This window comes from Bradyrhizobium algeriense (genome assembly GCF_003062295.1).
Lineage (GTDB): Bacteria > Pseudomonadota > Alphaproteobacteria > Rhizobiales > Xanthobacteraceae > Bradyrhizobium > Bradyrhizobium algeriense.
On record NZ_PYCN01000005.1, the window covers coordinates 191961 to 208658 of the forward strand.

At 60.7% G+C, this 16698-nt stretch carries 20 protein-coding genes; 5 read left to right on the forward strand and 15 right to left on the reverse strand.

Features of this window, described 5'->3' with window-relative positions:
* Nucleotides 1-5 precede the first annotated feature (5 nt).
* Genes C7G61_RS13825 through C7G61_RS13840 form a run of 4 tightly spaced genes read right to left on the reverse strand, consistent with a single transcriptional unit; the run spans nt 6 to nt 3714 of the window.
* Nucleotides 6-1067, reverse strand: coding sequence for an ABC transporter ATP-binding protein (locus tag C7G61_RS13825; protein ID WP_108514809.1), 1062 nt, complete (start codon nt 1065-1067; stop codon nt 6-8).
* Nucleotides 1064-1849 carry an ABC transporter permease gene (locus C7G61_RS13830; protein ID WP_108514811.1) on the reverse strand — a complete coding sequence of 262 codons (786 nt, stop codon included), beginning with the start codon at nt 1847-1849 and terminating at the stop codon, nt 1064-1066. The genes C7G61_RS13825 and C7G61_RS13830 overlap by 4 nt, the downstream gene beginning before the upstream one ends.
* A gap of 4 nt (nt 1850-1853) precedes the next feature.
* The gene (locus tag C7G61_RS13835; RefSeq protein WP_108514813.1) at nt 1854-2669 is read right to left on the reverse strand and encodes an ABC transporter permease; all 816 of its coding nucleotides are present in this window, start codon (nt 2667-2669) and stop codon (nt 1854-1856) included.
* Between the two features lie 37 nt (nt 2670-2706).
* Nucleotides 2707-3714: an ABC transporter substrate-binding protein gene (locus C7G61_RS13840; protein WP_108514815.1), complete on the reverse strand. Its 1008-nt coding sequence runs from the start codon at nt 3712-3714 to the stop codon at nt 2707-2709.
* 187 nt (nt 3715-3901) lie between these two features.
* Here C7G61_RS13840 and C7G61_RS13845 point away from each other — a divergent pair, with 187 nt between their 5' ends.
* Entirely contained in the window at nt 3902-5056 is a 1155-nt protein-coding gene (locus C7G61_RS13845) for a zinc-dependent alcohol dehydrogenase (protein ID WP_108514817.1), read from the forward strand.
* 38 nt (nt 5057-5094) lie between these two features.
* Here the strand turns inward: C7G61_RS13845 and C7G61_RS13850 are convergent, their stop codons facing one another.
* From C7G61_RS13850 to C7G61_RS13860, 3 genes are read right to left on the reverse strand one after another with little or no spacing between them, the layout of a single operon-like run.
* Entirely contained in the window at nt 5095-7488 is a 2394-nt protein-coding gene (locus tag C7G61_RS13850; protein ID WP_108514819.1) for a xanthine dehydrogenase family protein molybdopterin-binding subunit, read from the reverse strand.
* Nucleotides 7485-7970: a (2Fe-2S)-binding protein gene (locus tag C7G61_RS13855; RefSeq protein ID WP_108514821.1), complete on the reverse strand. Its 486-nt coding sequence runs from the start codon at nt 7968-7970 to the stop codon at nt 7485-7487. Before C7G61_RS13855 ends, C7G61_RS13850 begins: the two co-directional genes overlap by 4 nt.
* On the reverse strand, nt 7967-8848 hold the full coding sequence (locus C7G61_RS13860) for an FAD binding domain-containing protein (protein WP_108514823.1): 882 nt from the start codon (nt 8846-8848) through the stop codon (nt 7967-7969). The genes C7G61_RS13855 and C7G61_RS13860 overlap by 4 nt, the downstream gene beginning before the upstream one ends.
* A 175-nt stretch (nt 8849-9023) precedes the next feature.
* On the opposite strand from C7G61_RS13860, the gene C7G61_RS13865 reads away from it, so the two are divergent.
* Together C7G61_RS13865 and C7G61_RS13870 are read left to right on the forward strand one after the other, a co-directional pair.
* Entirely contained in the window at nt 9024-10130 is a 1107-nt protein-coding gene (locus C7G61_RS13865) for an LLM class flavin-dependent oxidoreductase (RefSeq protein ID WP_108514825.1), read from the forward strand.
* A 25-nt stretch (nt 10131-10155) separates the two neighbouring features.
* Nucleotides 10156-11031: a polysaccharide deacetylase family protein gene (locus C7G61_RS13870; RefSeq protein WP_108514827.1), complete on the forward strand. Its 876-nt coding sequence runs from the start codon at nt 10156-10158 to the stop codon at nt 11029-11031.
* 42 nt (nt 11032-11073) lie between these two features.
* On the opposite strand, the gene C7G61_RS13875 is transcribed toward C7G61_RS13870, so the two are convergent.
* The 4 genes from C7G61_RS13875 to C7G61_RS44600 all read right to left on the reverse strand — a co-directional run bounded on the left by C7G61_RS13875 (nt 11074) and on the right by C7G61_RS44600 (nt 13849).
* Nucleotides 11074-11628, reverse strand: coding sequence for a flavin reductase family protein (locus C7G61_RS13875; protein ID WP_108514829.1), 555 nt, complete (start codon nt 11626-11628; stop codon nt 11074-11076).
* 9 nt (nt 11629-11637) lie between these two features.
* On the reverse strand, nt 11638-12864 hold the full coding sequence (locus tag C7G61_RS13880) for an acyl-CoA dehydrogenase family protein (RefSeq protein ID WP_108514831.1): 1227 nt from the start codon (nt 12862-12864) through the stop codon (nt 11638-11640).
* Nucleotides 12865-13059: 195 nt separating this feature from the next.
* Entirely contained in the window at nt 13060-13686 is a 627-nt protein-coding gene (locus tag C7G61_RS13885; RefSeq protein WP_338026078.1) for a GNAT family N-acetyltransferase, read from the reverse strand.
* A gap of 1 nt (nt 13687) precedes the next feature.
* A complete protein-coding gene (locus C7G61_RS44600; RefSeq protein ID WP_190241803.1) occupies nt 13688-13849 on the reverse strand; it encodes a hypothetical protein in 162 nt (53 codons plus the stop codon).
* Between the two features lie 99 nt (nt 13850-13948).
* Here C7G61_RS44600 and C7G61_RS46995 point away from each other — a divergent pair, with 99 nt between their 5' ends.
* Nucleotides 13949-14077 carry a hypothetical protein gene (locus C7G61_RS46995; RefSeq protein ID WP_274542271.1) on the forward strand — a complete coding sequence of 43 codons (129 nt, stop codon included), beginning with the start codon at nt 13949-13951 and terminating at the stop codon, nt 14075-14077.
* Nucleotides 14078-14424: 347 nt separating this feature from the next.
* Here the strand turns inward: C7G61_RS46995 and C7G61_RS47200 are convergent, their stop codons facing one another.
* Together C7G61_RS47200 and C7G61_RS13895 are read right to left on the reverse strand one after the other, a co-directional pair.
* A complete protein-coding gene (locus C7G61_RS47200; RefSeq protein WP_190241804.1) occupies nt 14425-14784 on the reverse strand; it encodes a hypothetical protein in 360 nt (119 codons plus the stop codon).
* 9 nt (nt 14785-14793) lie between these two features.
* Complete coding sequence (locus tag C7G61_RS13895; protein WP_108514833.1) at nt 14794-15081, reverse strand: hypothetical protein; 288 nt, start codon at nt 15079-15081, stop codon at nt 14794-14796.
* Nucleotides 15082-15284: 203 nt separating this feature from the next.
* Between C7G61_RS13895 and C7G61_RS13900 the strand changes: the two genes are divergently transcribed.
* Entirely contained in the window at nt 15285-15506 is a 222-nt protein-coding gene (locus C7G61_RS13900) for a hypothetical protein (protein WP_190241816.1), read from the forward strand.
* A gap of 9 nt (nt 15507-15515) precedes the next feature.
* Here the strand turns inward: C7G61_RS13900 and C7G61_RS13905 are convergent, their stop codons facing one another.
* Together C7G61_RS13905 and C7G61_RS13910 are read right to left on the reverse strand one after the other, a co-directional pair.
* Nucleotides 15516-15869: a phasin gene (locus C7G61_RS13905; protein WP_108514838.1), complete on the reverse strand. Its 354-nt coding sequence runs from the start codon at nt 15867-15869 to the stop codon at nt 15516-15518.
* 477 nt (nt 15870-16346) lie between these two features.
* Nucleotides 16347-16553: a hypothetical protein gene (locus C7G61_RS13910; protein WP_108514840.1), complete on the reverse strand. Its 207-nt coding sequence runs from the start codon at nt 16551-16553 to the stop codon at nt 16347-16349.
* Between the last annotated feature and the right edge of the window lie 145 nt (nt 16554-16698).

Below are 16698 nucleotides of genomic sequence, written 5' to 3' on the forward strand. Positions count from 1 at the left end.
CCTTTTCAATTTTCAGGCGGCAACAGGCGGACGGCGTCCGGCGAAATCGACAACCCGATGCGCTCGCCTGCCTTGGCTTGAACCGTATTCGGCGCGTCGACGGTGAGCAACCTGTTGGACGCGCTGCTGACGACCAGCCGTTGCCTGTCGCCTATGAAGCTGACGCTGTCGATGATACCCGAAAGCGACGCGCTTCCGGCTGACGTCACGCGAATGGTTTCGGGGCGGATCATAGCGACCGCCGCCGGCATGTCCACATCGCAGCGAATCGGCTGCCGTCCGCCCGGCAACACGAGATGGCCGCCCTCGATGGCCGCTTCGACGATATTCGCGGCGCCAATGAATTCGGCGACAAAGCGACTTCGCGGCGTGAAGTAGATCTCGCGCGGCGTGCCGATCTGGGCAATCGCTCCCTTTTGCATGACGACGACGCGATCGCCAAGCTCCATGGCCTCGGACTGATCGTGCGTCACATAAATCGTGGTGATACCCAGCGCGCGCAGCAGGCGGTTCAGTTCGCCGCGCAGCCGATCGCGCAACGCAGCGTCGAGCGCGGTCAGCGGCTCGTCGAGCAACAGGATGCCCGGCCGGATCGCAACCGCACGCGCCAGAGCGACGCGTTGACGCTGCCCGCCGGAAAGCTGGTCGATGCGGCGGTTCTCAAGCCCGGAGATGTTGGTCAACGCCACCAGTTCGGCGATGCGTGCCGCCCGCTCCCTGGCCGGTATCCCGCGGATCTTCAGACCATAACCGATATTGTCCGATACGGTCATGTTGGGGAAAAGCGCGTAAGACTGGAACACCATGCCGACGTTGCGCCGCTCGATCGGCACTGCCGTCATATCCTTGCCGTCGAACAGCACCCTGCCGCCGGCATCGGGCGCTTCGAGCCCCGCGATGATGCGCAGCATGGTGGTTTTGCCGCAGCCGGAGGGGCCGAGCAGCACCAGCGTTTCGCCACGCGCGATGTCGAGCGTCGCAGGTTCGAGCGCGCGGGTTCCGTCGGCAAACGTCTTGCCGCAGGCCTCGATATGCACCGAGGCGCCATGCCCGGCCTGCGCACTCATCTCTTCTGTTCCTTCTCGGCAAACAATTGCATGGCAACCAGCAGCGGGATGATCATCACGAAGAAGATCAGCGTATAGGCCGACGCCACCTCCAGCCGCATCGAGGCATAGCTGTCGGCCAGTCCGATCGGCAGCGTCTTGGTGAGTGGCGTGTGCAGCATCCAGGTCAGGTTAAATTCACCGAGCGACAACGTCACCACCATCAGGCTGCCCGCCAATATCCCCGGCGCCGCGTTGGGCACGATCACGTCGCGGAAGCGACGCCACGGCGATGCACCGAGCGATGCTGCGCCCTCGTCCAGCGTCTTGATGTCGACAGTCGCGAACACGGCCATGACCGATCGCACCATGAAGGGCATGGTGAAGATGACATGGCCTGTGAGAATGAATAACCAGGAGCGGCGAAAATCGCCAAACCCGCCATAGGTCAAGAGCAATGCCAGCGCGATGGCCAGGCCAGGGATCGCCAACGGCAGGGTGATGATCTCCTCGACAATCCGCGACAGGCGCCCTCCCCGCACATGCAAGGCATAGGCGGCGGGAACGCCCACGGCGAGCGTTACCGCAAGTGTCGCAAATGCGACTACGAAGGACAGCAGGATGGTGCCGGCATAGAGCTGCCATACCTGCACGACCCATTGCAGGGTCACGCCCGATTGGATGCCACGGAAATAATTCACGGTCACGCCGGCGGAAATCGACAGGATCGCCGGTACAACCAGGAATGCGGCGACCAGCAGTGTGAAAATGAGTTGGCCGGTGAAGATCAGGCGATCGCGCATGGCCTCATCCAGCCGCCGCGACGGCGCTTCCGCTGAAGGAGCGAGCAAGCGCAAGAATAAACCAGGTGATGACGCCAAGCCCGACCGACAGCGCGGCCGAGATGGAGAAATTCGCAGCCAGCGTGAATTCGGTATAGATCAGCATCGGCAGTACATCGATGTTCGTCGCCAGCGTAAACGCCGTACCGAACGCGCCCATCGCGGTCGCAAAGGCAATGGCGCCGGAAGCAACGAAAGCCGGCGCCAGCGCCGGCAGCACGACATCGCGCTGCACCGCCCACGGGCCCGCGCCGAGCGAACGCGCGGCTTCCTCCAGGCCGACATCGAGCTTCTGCACCGCGGCCATGATGGTGAGAATGACGCGCGGGATGGAAAAATACAGATAGCCGAGAAACAGGCCGTAGATCGAATAGGCGAAGACCAGCTTCTCGCCAAACAGCCGGTTGGAGAAATCGCCGATCAGGCCCTGCCGCCCGGCGAGGAGAATGATCATGAAGCCGACCACCACGCCGGGAAACGCCAGTGGAAAGGTCAGCATCGCAATCAGAACAGCGCGACCCGGAAAACGATGCCGTTGCAGGAACATTCCAGCGATCGTCGCCACGATCAGGGTCACAATAGTGGTCGCGGCGGCCAGCAGGACGGTGTTGACAAGCGTCGCACGGTAACGCGGCTCGGTCAGGATCGCGAGATATCCCGCGAGCCCCTGCGGGCCTTCCGCGCCGGTCACGACGAGCCTTGCCATCGGCAGCAGAAAGAACGCCACCGTCACCACCGCAAGCGGCAGCAGGCAGAACCAGACAAAGGACCTATGTGACATCAGAAGATAGCGCCCCGGCGAGAGGCGCCATATTGCCTCAGCGGACCTCGGCGAGATAGCGGTCGACAAAGCCTTTTTGCATGTTTTCCATCTGGCCCCAGTCGACGTTCTTCGCGCGCGCATAGTCGCTGTCAGGCAGGAACTTCTTCTTCACGGCTTCGGGCAATTCGATCGGCCGCGCCGGGCGGAGGTAGGCGTTGGTCCAGATCGCCTGTCCCTTGTCGGACAAAAGATAATCCAGCACCTTCTTCGCCTTGTCCTTGTCGGGTGCGTTCTTGACGAGGCCGACGACGTAGGGAAACACCACCGATCCCTCGCAGGGAATCACGAATTCAAAATTGCCCTTTTCTGAGTATTTCGCGCGATAGGCATTGAAATCATAGTCGAACAGGATTGGCATCTCGCCGGAGACAACCCGGGCGTAGGACGTCTGCTTGGGAACGATTGGATCATTCTTCCGCAGATCCTTGAAGAAATTGATCGCGGGATCGAAATTCGCCTCGGAGCCGCCGAGCGCCAGATTGATCGCGACCGCGCCGACATACCCGACCGCGGCCGACGACGGATCGAGATAACCGACCATGCCCTTATAGTCGGGCTTCAGCAGATCCTTCCAGCAGGCCGGCACCGGCTTGCCGCCGAGCGCGTCCTTGTTCACGAACAGGCCAAGCGTGCCGGAATGAATCGTGGTCCAGTAGCCGTCGGCATCTTTCAGGCCGGCGGGGACCTGGTCCCATTTCGCCGGCTTGTAAGGCTCGAGCGCATCCTGCGCTTTTGCCTTCATGCCGAAGGTGACACCGAAATAACCGATATCGCCGACGGGATTGTTTTTCTCGGCGAGGATCTGAGCCAGCGCCTGGCCGGAATTCTTGTTATCGTGCGGAATGTCGTAGTTCAGATCGGCCTTGATCGCCTTGAGCATCGAAGCCCAGTCCGCCCATTCCGGCGGGCAATTATAGCAGATGACGTCGGCCGCTTTGGCGGACTGCCAGGGCGCGATTAGCGACAGCGCCAGCAAGGCAAGTACAAAACGGACGGTCTTCATGGGTGTCACTCCGGTTTAGGCGGCAATTGACGATCTCATCACCGACCGGTGTGCAAGTATAGGCCGCGTATGAAGGTTTTGCGACAAGCCGTTTTTGCTATGCAGCAAACCTGCACGACGCCAGCGGCATCCGGCAATTTCGCTGGCCGGCGATTTCCGGTAGCATCCGGCGCTAGAGGAGAGACTCATGTATCAACCTCCAGGCGTGAAGACCTCGCCCGATCTTCTAATTCCTGACCGGATGAGAGCCTGGGTGCTCGGCGATCCGGATCAGCTCCTGCTGCAGGAGAAGCCAGTACCTGTGCCTTCACGCGCCGAAGTTCTGATCCGGATCGATGCCGTTGCGATCTGCGCCACCGATCTCGAAATCATTCATTCGGGATCGCCGGCCAGCATTGAAGGCGGCCTGCCCTTCAACAAGAATTTCACGCCGGGCCACGAGTATATGGGCACGGTCGCCGCGCTCGGACCCGATGTCGACGAATTCAAGATCGGCGAGCGGATCAGCGTGGAGATCCACGCCGGCTGCGGCCAGTGCAAGCGCTGCCGCCAAGGCATGTATACCTCATGTCTGAATTACGGAAAGCCGGTGAAGGGCCATCGCGCGAACGGCTTCACGACGGACGGCGGCTTTGCCGAATACGCCGTCAATCACATCAACACGCTGGCGCGGGTGCCCGATACCATGAGCGACGCCGAGGCGACGCTGGTCGTCACCGCGGGTACTTCGATGTATGGGCTTACGGAGTTGGGAGGGTTGGTGGCCGGCGAGAGCGTCGTGGTGATCGGTCCGGGACCGATCGGGCTACTCGCGGTCGCCGTTGCCAAGGCGCTCGGCGCCAGCCCGGTCATCCTGACCGGGACACGCAACAGGCGGCTGGCAATCGGCCGGGAGCTCGGCGCCGATCGTGTCGTCAACATCAACGACGAGGACGCGGTTGAGGTCGTCAGACAACTCACCGGCGGTATCGGCGCGGACTATGTGGTCGAGTGCGCCGGCAACGAGGCGACGATCAACCAGGCCATTCACATGACCAACCGCGGCGGAAAAATCTGCCTCGCCGCGTTTCCGCACGATCCAGTCACGATGGATCTCGCGCATCTCGTTAAGAACAATATCTATACTTTCGGAATTCGTGGCGAAGGCCGCAGCGCCACCTGCCGCGCCATGGCGCTGATGGCGGAAAAGCGTTTCGATGCCACGAAGATCCACACGCACACATTTCCGCTGGCCGACCTGCCGACCGCGTTGCGTTATGCCCGCGAGCGCGTCGAAGATGCGATCAAGGTCGTTGTGACCAACCGGCAGGCGGGCGCGATCGCGAACGCGGCGGCCGAATAGCGCGAACGGGCGGCAGTCGCCGCCCTTCGAACTTCGTACTAAATTCGTCCTAAGGCGGCCAGGACAACCTGAGGCGTCAGAGGAATCTCCATGATAATTGTCCCAAACGGCCTAAGTGCGTCATTGACCGCATTGGTTACCGCCGCTGCCGCACCTGCCGTGCCAGCCTCACCCGCACCCTTCGCGCCCAGCTCGGATTCCATAGTCGGTGAGACCACATGCCCGACATCGATATCCGGCATCTCACCAGACATCGGAACCAGATAATCGGCCATGTTGGCGTTGGTGAGTTGGCCGCGCTCGTCATACACGCATTTCTCGAACAGCGCGGCGCCAAGGCCCTGCACCACGCCACCCCTGATCTGCTCATCGACCAGCTGGGGATTGATAATGGTGCCGCAATCCTCGACCACCCAATGCTTCAGCAGCTTCACAAAGCCGGTATCGATATCGACCTCCAGCCAAGAGGCCTGAACGCCATTGGTGAAGGCGAAGGGGTATTCGCGCGGGACAAAATGCCTGACAGCCATCAGTTCAGGCTGAATGCCCGGCGGCAGCGTATCGGGACGAAAATAGACAATGCGAGCAAGCTCGCTCAAATCGATCCGCGGCGTACCATCGACGGCATTCACGACACCATTGTTGACAATGTCGAGCTCCCCTGGCGTCGATTGCAGGACGGCGGCCGCTACGTCGAGGATGTTCTTGCGCAGCCCCTTGGTGGCTTGAAGCGCGGCCTCTCCACCGATACCAGCGCCGCGCGAGGCCCAGGTGCCTCCGCCGTACGGCGTATTGTCGGTATCGCCCAGGATCACGCGGACCCGATCCATCGAAACGCCAAGCACACTTCCGACGATCTGTGCCGTGAGCGATTCCGATCCCTGTCCCTGTTCGGTGATACTTGTTTGGCAGATCACTGCCCCCTGCGCGTCGAGCCGCACCGCGACGCCATCCTGCGAGGATATCTTCGCACCGCCGACGCCATAAAACGCCGCGCTGGGATTGGTAACCTCGATGAAGCTGGCGATGCCGATGCCCCGGTGGATGTTCTTCGCTCGCAAGGCGGTCTGCTCGGCGCGCAACGCGTCGTAGTCCATCATCTTGACGAGCTTGGCAAGTGCTGCATGGTGCGACAGTTGCTCGAAGCGCAAGCCTGACGGCGAAGCGCAGGGGTAACCGTCATCGGCGATCAGATTACGGCGGCGGATCTCGATCGGGTCCATGCCGATCTTCACGGCCGCCAGATCGACCAAGCCTTCCGTCACCGAGCAGGCGATCGGATGGCCGACGGCGCGGTACTGGCACATCACGTTCTTGTTCTGGAACACGACGCGGGTCCGCGCGCGATAATTCCTCGTCACATAGGGACCCCCGACGAGATTGACGACTTGATTGGCCTCGATCGCGCTCGTGCGCGGGTACATCGAATAGGGCCCGATGCCCGTGAGATCGTCGATCTCGAATGCCGTAATGGTGCCATCGCGCTTGACGCCGATCTTTCCCTTGCAGCGATGGTCCCGGGCATGAATGTCGGTATTGAAGCTCTCGACCCGGTCGGCAACGAATTTGACCGGACGCCGCAGCAGCTTGGACAGCGCATAAGTCGCCATCTCGTCGGCATAGATATGGACCTTGATGCCGAAGGAGCCGCCGACGTCCTTGCAGACCACGCGGACCTGCGATTCCTTCAAACCGAGATGAAGCGCCGCAATATTTTGTACCATATGCGGCGCCTGCGTGCCTTGATAGATGGTCAGTCTGGCTTCCGCGGCGTTCCAGTCCGCCACCACCGCGCGCGGTTCGAGTGTCACGCCGGTGTGCCGCCCGAAAACAAACTCCGCCTCCACCACCTCGTCGGATTCGGCAAAGGCTTGATCGACGGCACCCGCATCGTGATTGCGCTCAAAAGCCAGGTTGTCGCCCAGCGAAGCATGAATCACGGCTGTCGCTGGATCGAGCGCGGTGCGCATGTCCGTTACGGCATCGAGCTCCTCATAATCGACCGAGACAAGCTCCGCGGCGTCCTCCGCCTGAGCACGACTGCTCGCCACCACGGCCGCGACCGCTTCGCCCTGCCAGCACACGCGGTCAACGGCGATGGCGCTTTGCGGAGCGGATTTGAGGCCCTTCAAATGCGAGAGTACGCCGACCCACGGCGTGATAACGGTCGAGAGTTCGTTGCCTGAGACGACGGCGATCACTCCCGGCATCTGCTTGGCCACTGAGGCGTCGATGCCATTGATCTTCGCGTGCGCGTGCGGCGAGCGCAGGAACACGACATGCACCATGCGCGGCAACTCGATATCGCTGACATAGAGCCCCCGCCCCTGCATCAGCCGGTCGAGATTCGGCCGCGGTACTGTCTTGCCGATATAGGAGTTCGGACGGTCCAGCGCGGAAAGCGTTTCAGATTTTTCCTGTGCTGATGTCATGGCAAGCGTCCGGCGCGCGCCCGCGCTGTGGTCTCGATGGCGTCGACGATGGCCTGGTAGCCCGTACAGCGGCAATAGTTTCCGGAAAGATGTTCGCGAATCTGTTCTCGATCCGGACACGGCGATTGCTTCAGCAGATCCTGCGCCGCCATCAACATTCCCGGCGTACAGAAGCCGCATTGCAGCGCGTTACGTTCCCGGAATGCAGATTGCAAGTCGGCAATCTCGCCGCTGTCGGAGACCCCCTCGATCGTCTCAACCATCGCGTTGTGCGTCTGTACCGCAAGCAACAGGCAGGAACGGACGATATCGCCATTGACACGGACCGTGCATGCACCGCACACCCCGTGTTCGCAACCGACATGCGTGCCGGTCAGCTCGAGATGCTCGCGAAGAAAATCCGCCAAATTCAGGCGCGGCAGCACATTCGCTTCCACACGCTCACCATTGACGACAAGCGAAATCGCAACCGCACTCGTCACGCCGAAGCTCCCGTGCGGAGATCGGGGCGATCGAGCAGCGAGGATACGCAACGCGCCAACAGAACCTTCGCCAGATGCCGGCGCATGGCAGGCGTCGCCTGATGATCCTCCAGAGGGTCGAGTTCTTCATCCAATGCAGAAAACGCCTCGGATAACACTGCTGGCGTGATGGCGATATCGACCAGTTTGCCGGCGGACGCGGCTAGCATCGGGCGATCGCCGACGGCAAAGAAACCAAGGCGAAGATCAGTAAACCGCCCATCCCTGACGAAGGCCTGCGCCGCGAGACCGACGATCGCGTAGTCGCCATGTCGGCGGGCGAACTCATGAAAGAAATGCGTCGAATTTTTCGGGGGCACCGATAGTTCAATGGCGACCAGAAGTTCCTGCGGCGTAAGCGCAGTTTCGTAGATACCGGCGAAGAACTCGCTTGCCGCAATCCGCCGCTCGCCGCTTGGCCCGCGAGCAATGATGGTGGCACCGAGCGTGAGCATGCAGGCAGGCAGTTCAGAGGCCGGGTCTGCATGCGCAAGACTTCCCCCGATGGTGCCGCGGTTGCGGATCGCAGGATGGGCAACATGGGCCACCGCATCCGCCAGCAAGGGAGCACGGGCTGCTATTTCCGGAGATTTCAAGAGATCGGCGTGGCGTGTCAGCGCGCCGATGGTAAGGACGTCTCCCTTCACCACGACCCCACGCAACTCGGCCAATTCACCGATATCGATAATGAGTTCGGGCGCGATCAGGCGCAGATTCATCGCCGCCAGCAGGCTCTGGCCGCCGGACAGCACCCTTGCCTTTTCGCCATGCACGGTCAGCAATTCCAGCGCATTTGCGACGCTGGTTGCGCGGGCGTAAGCGAAAGCCGAGGCTTTCATTTTTGGCGTGACCTCCCCGGCCAATTATCTGTATTTTTGCAGGATTAGAGGGCTGGGATCAACAAAGGTCAAGTTTGTTATCGGGTGAATATTTCGACTTTGAGCTTGTTTTCGAGCGACGAACGACGCACGTTCTGTGCCGATTAAAAAGCCTGCCTTTGGGGAAGAGCAGACCATGAAGCTTGGGTTCTTTGCGATGCCAATCCATCCTGTCGACAAGGATTGGCGGCTTTCGCTCAAGGAGGACCGCGAGGCTTTCCTGCTGGCCGATGAACTCGGCTTCACCGAAGCCTATGTCGGCGAGCACGTCACCGACAGGGCCGAGAATATCACTTCCTGCATAGCTTTCATCGCGTGGCTCGCGGCGGCGACCAAGCAGATCAAGCTTGGCACCGGCACCGTCAACATGCCGAACGCTCACCCGGCGGCGATTGCAGCCTCGATCGCGATGCTCGATCATATGCTCGACGGCCGCCTGATCTTCGGCATCAGCCCCGGTGGCCTGCTATCGGACGCGGAAGTGTTCGGCAATCTCGAAGCGGACAGGAACGCCATGTTCCTGGAGGCGATCAATCAGGTGCTCCAGATCTGGGCCAGCGAGCCGCCCTATAATCTGAAAGGCCAATTCTGGAACATATCGGTTGAGAAAACCCTGATCGAAGACATCGGCCAGGGCTTCATTCCGCGCCCACTGCAACGGCCGCACCCGCCGATCGTGGTCACTGCGGTGGCGCCGTTCTCAAAGGGTGTCACGGAAGCCGCCGCGCGCGGCTGGGAGCCGATCTCGGCAAACTTCCTGATGCCGGCCTGGGTGAAAAGCCACTGGCCGAAATACGTAGAGGGATGCGAACGCGCCGGCCGTCCTGCGGATCCGGCGAATTGGCGCGTTGCCAAGAGCGTCTTCGTCGCCAAGGACCCAGCAACGGCGAAGGCCTACGCCACCGATCCGAATGGGTCCTATGTTTATTACTATCGCTCGCTGTTCACCAAGCTGAAGCGCGGTGGCCGCCTCGAATTGTTCAAGACGCGCCGCGATCAGCCCGACGACGAGGTGACGCTGGAGTCGATTTGCGACAAGCTGATCATTCATGGCACGCCGGAGAGCGTGGCAGATCAACTGCTGGCGTTTCAGGAGGAGACCGGGCCTTTTGGCACATTGCTCTATGCCGGCAAGGATTGGAAGGATCGCGAACTCGGACGCCAGTCAATGATCATGATGACCGAAAAGGTCATGCCACGAGTCAATGCCGGTACATCCAGCGGCTCCAGGGCGGCCGAATAGTCCACCTAGATCAGGAAAGCTTGCCGTGGCCTTGAACGACCGCATCCCCTATCAAGCGCAAGTCGACCGACCGAAGCTGACGCTCCCCGGCGGCAAGAGGCTTGCGGTGTGGGTTATCCTCAATGTCGAAGAATGGCGGATCGAGAACGCCATGCCTCGCACGGTGCTGAGCCCGCCGATGGGTCAGCCGCTATTGCCCGACGTGCCGAACTGGTCATGGCATGAATACGGGATGCGCGCCGGCTTCTGGCGACAGTTCAAGGCGCTGACCGATCGCAAAATACCGGTGACGTTGGCGATCAATGCCAATGTCTGCAACACCTACCCGCGTGTCGCGTCTGCTGCTCTCGACGCCGGATTCGAATTCATGGGTCACGGTTTCGTGCAGGGGCCGATGCACAAGGTCGAGAACCAGGCGGATGCCATCAAGCGCTCGGTCGAGACAATTTCCAAATTTGCGGGGAAGCCACCGCGGTCATGGGAAAGCCCGGGCCTCACGGAGACCGAAGAAACCCTTGATCTGCTTCGCCTCAACGGCATCGAGTATGTCGCTGATTGGGTGATCGACGATTTGCCGCAGGACATCGCCACGCCTCACGGCACTATCACCACAATTCCCTATTCGGTCGAAACCAACGACATCGTCATCCATGCGCTGCAGCATCTGCCTTCCGAGCAATTCCTGAAACGCTGCACCGATCAGTTCGACCGGCTATATCTCGAAGGCGCGTCGAACGCGCGGATCATGGCAATATCGATTCACCCCTACATCACCGGCGTGCCGCATCGCATCAAATATCTGGAGGCGCTGCTCGACTACGTCCTCGGTCACGACGGGGTGGCACTGATGACGGCCAGCGAGATTGGCGACTGGTATCGCGCAGAGATGGCAAAGAATTAAAATTGCGGCTCTACCGCAGGACCGCAAGCTTCGGCGGTCCGTTCACGAGGACGCCTTGCCGTCCCCGGCAATAAAACGGCCGAAGCTGCCGCGTGCGAACAGCAGGGGTTCCTGCCGATTATAGGTGTAAGCTTCGACGGCACCCAGGAAGATGATGTGGTCGCCGCCGTAATACCGATTGGCCGCGCGGCATTGGAAATTGGCGACGCTGTCGGTCAACACCGGCGCGTTGCCAAGCCCCGGCGTCCAGCTCACGCCAGCAAACTTGTCGTCCGACGATTTTGCAAACTGCGACGCCAGTGCTTGCTGGGAAGCTCCGAGAACATTGATCGTGAAATGGCTGGCATTCTGGAAGATCGTGAGTCCTTGGGAAAACATCCCCAGACTCCACAACACCAGCGGCGGATTGAGCGACACCGAGGCAAACGAGTTGCAGGTCACGCCATACGGCCTTCCATCCGCCGCCATCGCCGTGACGATAGTGACGCCTGTGGCGAACGTGCCAAGTGCATTGCGGAAGTCCCGGGGATCGATCGCCGAGTTGTCGCTGGCAAATTCATTGGCCGGATCGGCTGGATGTTTGGGTGCGTCAGACATCCGCCAGCCTCAGAGCGTCAGATTTTCGGACGGCAGGCCAAGCGCCACGCGTCCATAGTTGGTTCCCGCCGCATCAAAATTGAATGCGAGGTGCGAATTCACCGCGTGGGCGTCGCGGAATTGCCGCTGCAGCGCGCCTGACGTGAACAGACTGCGCGCACCGCTTGCCGCGAACAACAGCGAGACCGCTTCGGTGCAGAGCTTCACCGAAAAAGCGCCATCCCGCCGAAGTCGCGTCTTGTCCGCAAGATCCGGGACGTGGCCACGCCTTGCGTCATCCATCGCATCGATGCAGTTCGTGCGCATGACGAGGCGGGCAGCGTCGATCTTGGCGGAGGCCTCTGCGATCTTGATTTGGGTCGTCTGCAGGTCGCTGAGTTTGGCACGATTGTAGGTCGAGGCCCGATGCCGCGCCAATTCGACGTAGTCATTCAGACAGGCTTGCGCATTACCCAAGCCGACACCCGACAACACGTAAGGAAAGAGAGAGAATACCGGCAGCGCATACAGCGCGTTTGGGTTGACCATGCTTCCCGGCGTCGGTCCGCCGGTCAGGTCACTGACCGCGACGGTCATTTTCTCCGCAACAAAGGCATCCTCGACCCATACGTCGTTCGATCCGGTACCGCACAGTCCCGTCGCATTCCAGGTGTCATTGATCCTGTACTCACTCCTGTTAAGCAGGAATATACGATATTCGATGCCGTCAGCCTCATCGTCCGATGACACCACGCCGGCAAGCATGTTCCAGTCGCAAGATTCGACGCCCGAGGAGAACGGCCAGTGACCACGTAGGACATATCCTCCATCCGCCTTTCTCGCGCGGCCGGCTGGAAAGATGAAGGACGACGCGATCAACGTATCGGCATTCCTGCTCCAGACGGCGTCCTGCGCTTGCCGGTCAAACATGCCCAGCATCCAGTGATGACTGGCAAGATTGGCGAAATTCCACGCCACGGAAGCGTCCGCCTGCCCCAGCGCGTCGGCGCAATCGACCAGAGCCACATAGTCAAGCTCGGCACCTCCAACGCGCTTGGGTTGCACGATTCGGAACAGGCCGGCGTCATGCAAATCGCGCTCGGTCTCCGGCGGCAGGCGCCGAAGCTCTTCCGTCTTTGAAGCACGCTCGCGCAATTCCGGAATCAGGGCCTTGGCACGCGCAACCATGGCGACATAGCTGTCCGCACCCGGCCCCGCGGACGAACCTGCATCCGGCTTTCCGCCGCCTCCCGCCATGCTGTTTCCTCGCCTGCTCCGTTGGTGTGCGCCGCCCGAGCCTTGCCAGTCTACCGCCTGACCGCCAATGATCAAGGCGTACAGGAAGCATGGCTACTCCGCCACAAGGCGCTGGCCCCTAAAACGCAAAAACGCCCGGTGGCTGCAAGGCCACCGGGCGAGTAGAGCAATTTGCGGTACACAACGGACGAGCCGCTATTTCACGTCCTTGCGCCAATAAAGCGTATGCGGCCAGGCCCAGGGAGCCTTGGGGTTGAACAGGCGATAGCCCGCGCGGATGAAGTTGTTGGCTGAGTGCATATTATCTGTGGTGTCAGAGATGATCGAACACCACCCATTCAGACGCGCACGCGCCTCCATGGCGCGCATCAGGCGCAACTGAAGCCGACGCCCGCAATGCTCCCCAAGCACACCAACGCGGCAAAAATAGCCCGCATTGAAAACATGGGTGGATGGAATGATGCCGGCGAACGCGACCGGCTCGGTTCCACGAAAGGCAAGCCACCAGTGCCCTTGATCAAATTCGGGAACGGGGGCGGCGTCAAGGAATGTCAACTGATGAAGTTCCCCGAGCGTGTCCGCAACATCATCGTCATTCCCAATGACGCGCTCGATCCGATGAATCACTTCGAGCGCACCGTCGCCGCTGTTCTCCAGCGCCTGCGTGGCCTTGCCCCAGCCGCGATCGAGAATGGCGTTGGCGGCCGAGACGCGGGCGGCGGGTGTTGCATCCTTGCATCGCATGATGCCGACGAGAACGCGGATCGCGGTCCTGGTGTGGCTCCGTGCAAGAGATCGAATTTCAACAAGAGTCTTGGCCACGCTAGGTTTCTCGCTTGATCGGTCCGGCATGCTTGTCTGGCGCGATATCGACAGGACTGATAGCGGGATCCTGCACGGCCGAGCGGAAAGCAATCGTCGGAAAATCTGTTTGTGTGTCGTCCTGTTTGGGACGCGTGATGAATTGAATGATTTCGGCACTCACGACAATTCCTCCGATACGGCGATGACAACGAGGCCGACAAGCGCGAGCGATATCAGATAGGCGGTCATCGGCTTCTCTCCGGGAAAAGAAACGTGCGGCATGATCGCGGTGCAGGCGCAGATCATTTGGGGCGCGAACCTTATCCCGTCAGGGGCCGCGTGCGGCGGTGACGATCCGCGCCGCAAGCCGGCGCGTTCGCGCGTGCCGGCCAATGGTGTGTGCGATTGAAGGCTCGGACGACGGCGCGCTCGCGACGCCCGGCGGGGGCGTTGGGAGTTGCGGCGTCGATGTGCGGCCGCCGTCCGATTGGGGGATTTCAAACAAAAAGCCCGCGACGGATTGCTCCGTGCGGGCTTTATGATTTTCGCGATGATGACCTTATGCCGGTGATTTGCCCGACATGTCAAACCGTTTTCAAGCGGTCACCGAATTACGGAAAGTTCGGCAAACGGTTTCGACAAATTGAAATCGGTCTGGCCGATTGTTTTGTAAAACGAAAAAGCCCACCACCGTTTCCGGCGCGGGCTCTACGATATCGGCGATGGTGTCAATGTGCCCCTGATTTGCCCGACGCGTCAAGTGGTCTGAGCAAACAGATTCAGATCGGGCATCGAAAACGAAAATTGTTGGGCCGTGGATGGCGCAACCCGCGGCCCAACAGAGCGCAAGGAGGCCTTCAGATGTTTTTCGTTGCTGCCATGCTCGCGATTCTGTCGAGCTTGTTCTATGCGGCGGGCCATCACGAGATCGGTTCGCTGGGCGTAGCGATGTGCCAATACGGCAGCTCGTTTTGCGACAATCCGCTGCTCGTGCTGGTCGCTGCCGGGTTGGCTGCGTGCTGGGGCGCATTCGTCAGCGTGCGCCGACGCGCTCGTTCGAAGCCCGCGAATTTCTGTGATGATGCCGTTATGCCGGTGATTTGCCCGACGTGTCAACGTCGCGCTCTACCGAGGCGCCGCCGGATTAACCGGGTGAACGGGCTTCGGTACGAGTGGCTCAGGCTCCACCTGCAGCTTCGGCTCGGTCGGCATGACCTGTGCGCCGGCTGCCCGGGCAGCCTCGCCGGTGGAGCTGTAATTCGCGATCACGGCCGGCCGTACCTTCGGCTGATTCCATAGCCCGTGGGTGACGATCAGCATCCCGAGCACGCCGAAAACCGCGACCGCAATCGCAACCTTCAGCGGCGCGCCACCATGTCGATTCAAACGATCTTCCGCCAGATCCTTCGCCATCCGAAAATCCGTGTTAATTTCCTCTGACGAATCAAATCCTGGCGACGACGAAGGTTCCTCCATTGACCCGGCAAAGCGGCGATAACTGGCAGGGAACAATTGTCCTGGCCGTGTATTGACAGGACGTCAGCCGCCACCCCGGCAAGCGATCGAGTGAGTTGCAGAACGTGAAAATCGAAACCTCAGATCCATCGCAACCCGGCATGGCCGAACGCGCCATCGACACGGCGACCGACGTATCGCGCACGCTCACGGAAGTGTCTGCTGCGCTGCAGGCTGCGGTCGGCCGTCTCAGCGACACGATCACGGCGGCACGGCAACCGGGAATGCCGCTATCGACCATCAGTGCGATTACCCGCGAAGCGCCGCTGACCAGCCTGTTCGTCGCTTTTCTGTTCGGTGTCGCGATCGGACGCCGCCGCTAGCGCGCCTCCTCAGAACTTGCCTTTCGTCGAATCTTTTGTGGCCGATATGACGCCGCCCGTGATCTGACGCATATGTTCGCCGGCGTTGGTGAACTGGCTGCGCAGGAATTCAGACTGGATCCGCATCGCTTCCTGGAGGTCGGTCGCGTGAACGAGTTTGCGGGCATGCTCGAAGGCTGCCTTCATATTCTGCTCGGTGAACGACAGCGCCTGCCTGGAAATTTCCGTACCCGCACCGGGCATCGACGTCATGGACTTTCCGGCGGCATCGAAGAACATGCCGAACGCCTTTTCTGCCTGATCGATGGTTTTCTCGGCCAGATCGCGCAGCTCGGCCGGGACTTCGAGTTTCGGTTCAGTCATGGTCGCTTCTCCAATGTCGACTTTGGCAGGTTAGCACAATTCCCGGCTGCGTCTGCGTCGTATTGGATCGAGCTCCGCCAGGGCACAGGCCTGGCTGTCGGCATCCGGCCGGCCCAATCCCAACGAATGGGGCCAAAGGAATGATTTCCTTTCCTCGCGACCTAGCCATACGGATGCGGCGCCGGATTCCAATGGTGGCAACAGTGTGGCATAGTGATTCGGGTTAAGGGATCGACTGTCGGTGGCGTTGCGTCTCTGTTTTTTAAGTCTCTCTTGGGACATGGGGATAAAATGCTGCAAACGCTTCGACCGACGCCTACCTGCACGCGCTTTCAAACCAGCATAGAAATGCCTTGCATGAAATGCGGCGCACAGATGCGGCTGGCCACGATCGAGCCGCGCGACCAGAATTACGACGTCCTGACCTACCGCTGCACGCCTTGCGATTCCGGCGAAAGCTTCCTGAAGGCGCGCTGACTATGATCCGTTCAGCGCGGCCGTTCCGGCCGGCGTCAGGACGAGACCTTCGTCGCGCACTTCGACCAGGCCGAGGCCCGTCAATGTCCTTAAATCTTCCTCGCTGACCGGCGACATTTTCAGCCGGCGAGCCTGAATATCCCGCAACGTCCAGCGAAGGCCGATAGCCTTCTCGAGGCTGAATTGAGCGAAAGGATTTTCTGCCATTCGCTCGCGACTACTTGGCCATGGGAGATCAGACTCGTGTTTGGCGGCGCCGTCCTCGGCGCAGCTGATAATGCGGAGATGCCCCGCCAGGTTCCCTGACGAGCCACCAGCTCGGGAAATGACAGGGATGGTTTCAGGCGAAAAG

What these genes read in the sequence shown, in the direction of transcription:
- C7G61_RS13825 (WP_108514809.1), bottom strand. Translation starts at nt 1,067, where the DNA reads ATGAGTGCGCAGGCCGGGCATGGCGCCTCGGTGCATATCGAGGCCTGC.
- C7G61_RS13830 (WP_108514811.1), bottom strand. Translation starts at nt 1,849, where the DNA reads ATGCGCGATCGCCTGATCTTCACCGGCCAACTCATTTTCACACTGCTG.
- C7G61_RS13835 (WP_108514813.1), bottom strand. Translation starts at nt 2,669, where the DNA reads ATGTCACATAGGTCCTTTGTCTGGTTCTGCCTGCTGCCGCTTGCGGTG.
- C7G61_RS13840 (WP_108514815.1), bottom strand. Translation starts at nt 3,714, where the DNA reads ATGAAGACCGTCCGTTTTGTACTTGCCTTGCTGGCGCTGTCGCTAATC.
- C7G61_RS13845 (WP_108514817.1), top strand. Translation starts at nt 3,902, where the DNA reads ATGTATCAACCTCCAGGCGTGAAGACCTCGCCCGATCTTCTAATTCCT.
- C7G61_RS13850 (WP_108514819.1), bottom strand. Translation starts at nt 7,488, where the DNA reads ATGACATCAGCACAGGAAAAATCTGAAACGCTTTCCGCGCTGGACCGT.
- C7G61_RS13860 (WP_108514823.1), bottom strand. Translation starts at nt 8,848, where the DNA reads ATGAAAGCCTCGGCTTTCGCTTACGCCCGCGCAACCAGCGTCGCAAAT.
- C7G61_RS13865 (WP_108514825.1), top strand. Translation starts at nt 9,024, where the DNA reads ATGAAGCTTGGGTTCTTTGCGATGCCAATCCATCCTGTCGACAAGGAT.
- C7G61_RS13875 (WP_108514829.1), bottom strand. Translation starts at nt 11,628, where the DNA reads ATGTCTGACGCACCCAAACATCCAGCCGATCCGGCCAATGAATTTGCC.
- C7G61_RS13880 (WP_108514831.1), bottom strand. Translation starts at nt 12,864, where the DNA reads ATGGCGGGAGGCGGCGGAAAGCCGGATGCAGGTTCGTCCGCGGGGCCG.
- C7G61_RS46995 (WP_274542271.1), top strand. Translation starts at nt 13,949, where the DNA reads ATGATCGCGGTGCAGGCGCAGATCATTTGGGGCGCGAACCTTATCCCG.
- C7G61_RS13895 (WP_108514833.1), bottom strand. Translation starts at nt 15,081, where the DNA reads ATGGCGAAGGATCTGGCGGAAGATCGTTTGAATCGACATGGTGGCGCG.
- C7G61_RS13900 (WP_190241816.1), top strand. Translation starts at nt 15,285, where the DNA reads ATGGCCGAACGCGCCATCGACACGGCGACCGACGTATCGCGCACGCTC.
- C7G61_RS13905 (WP_108514838.1), bottom strand. Translation starts at nt 15,869, where the DNA reads ATGACTGAACCGAAACTCGAAGTCCCGGCCGAGCTGCGCGATCTGGCC.
- C7G61_RS13910 (WP_108514840.1), bottom strand. Translation starts at nt 16,553, where the DNA reads ATGGCAGAAAATCCTTTCGCTCAATTCAGCCTCGAGAAGGCTATCGGC.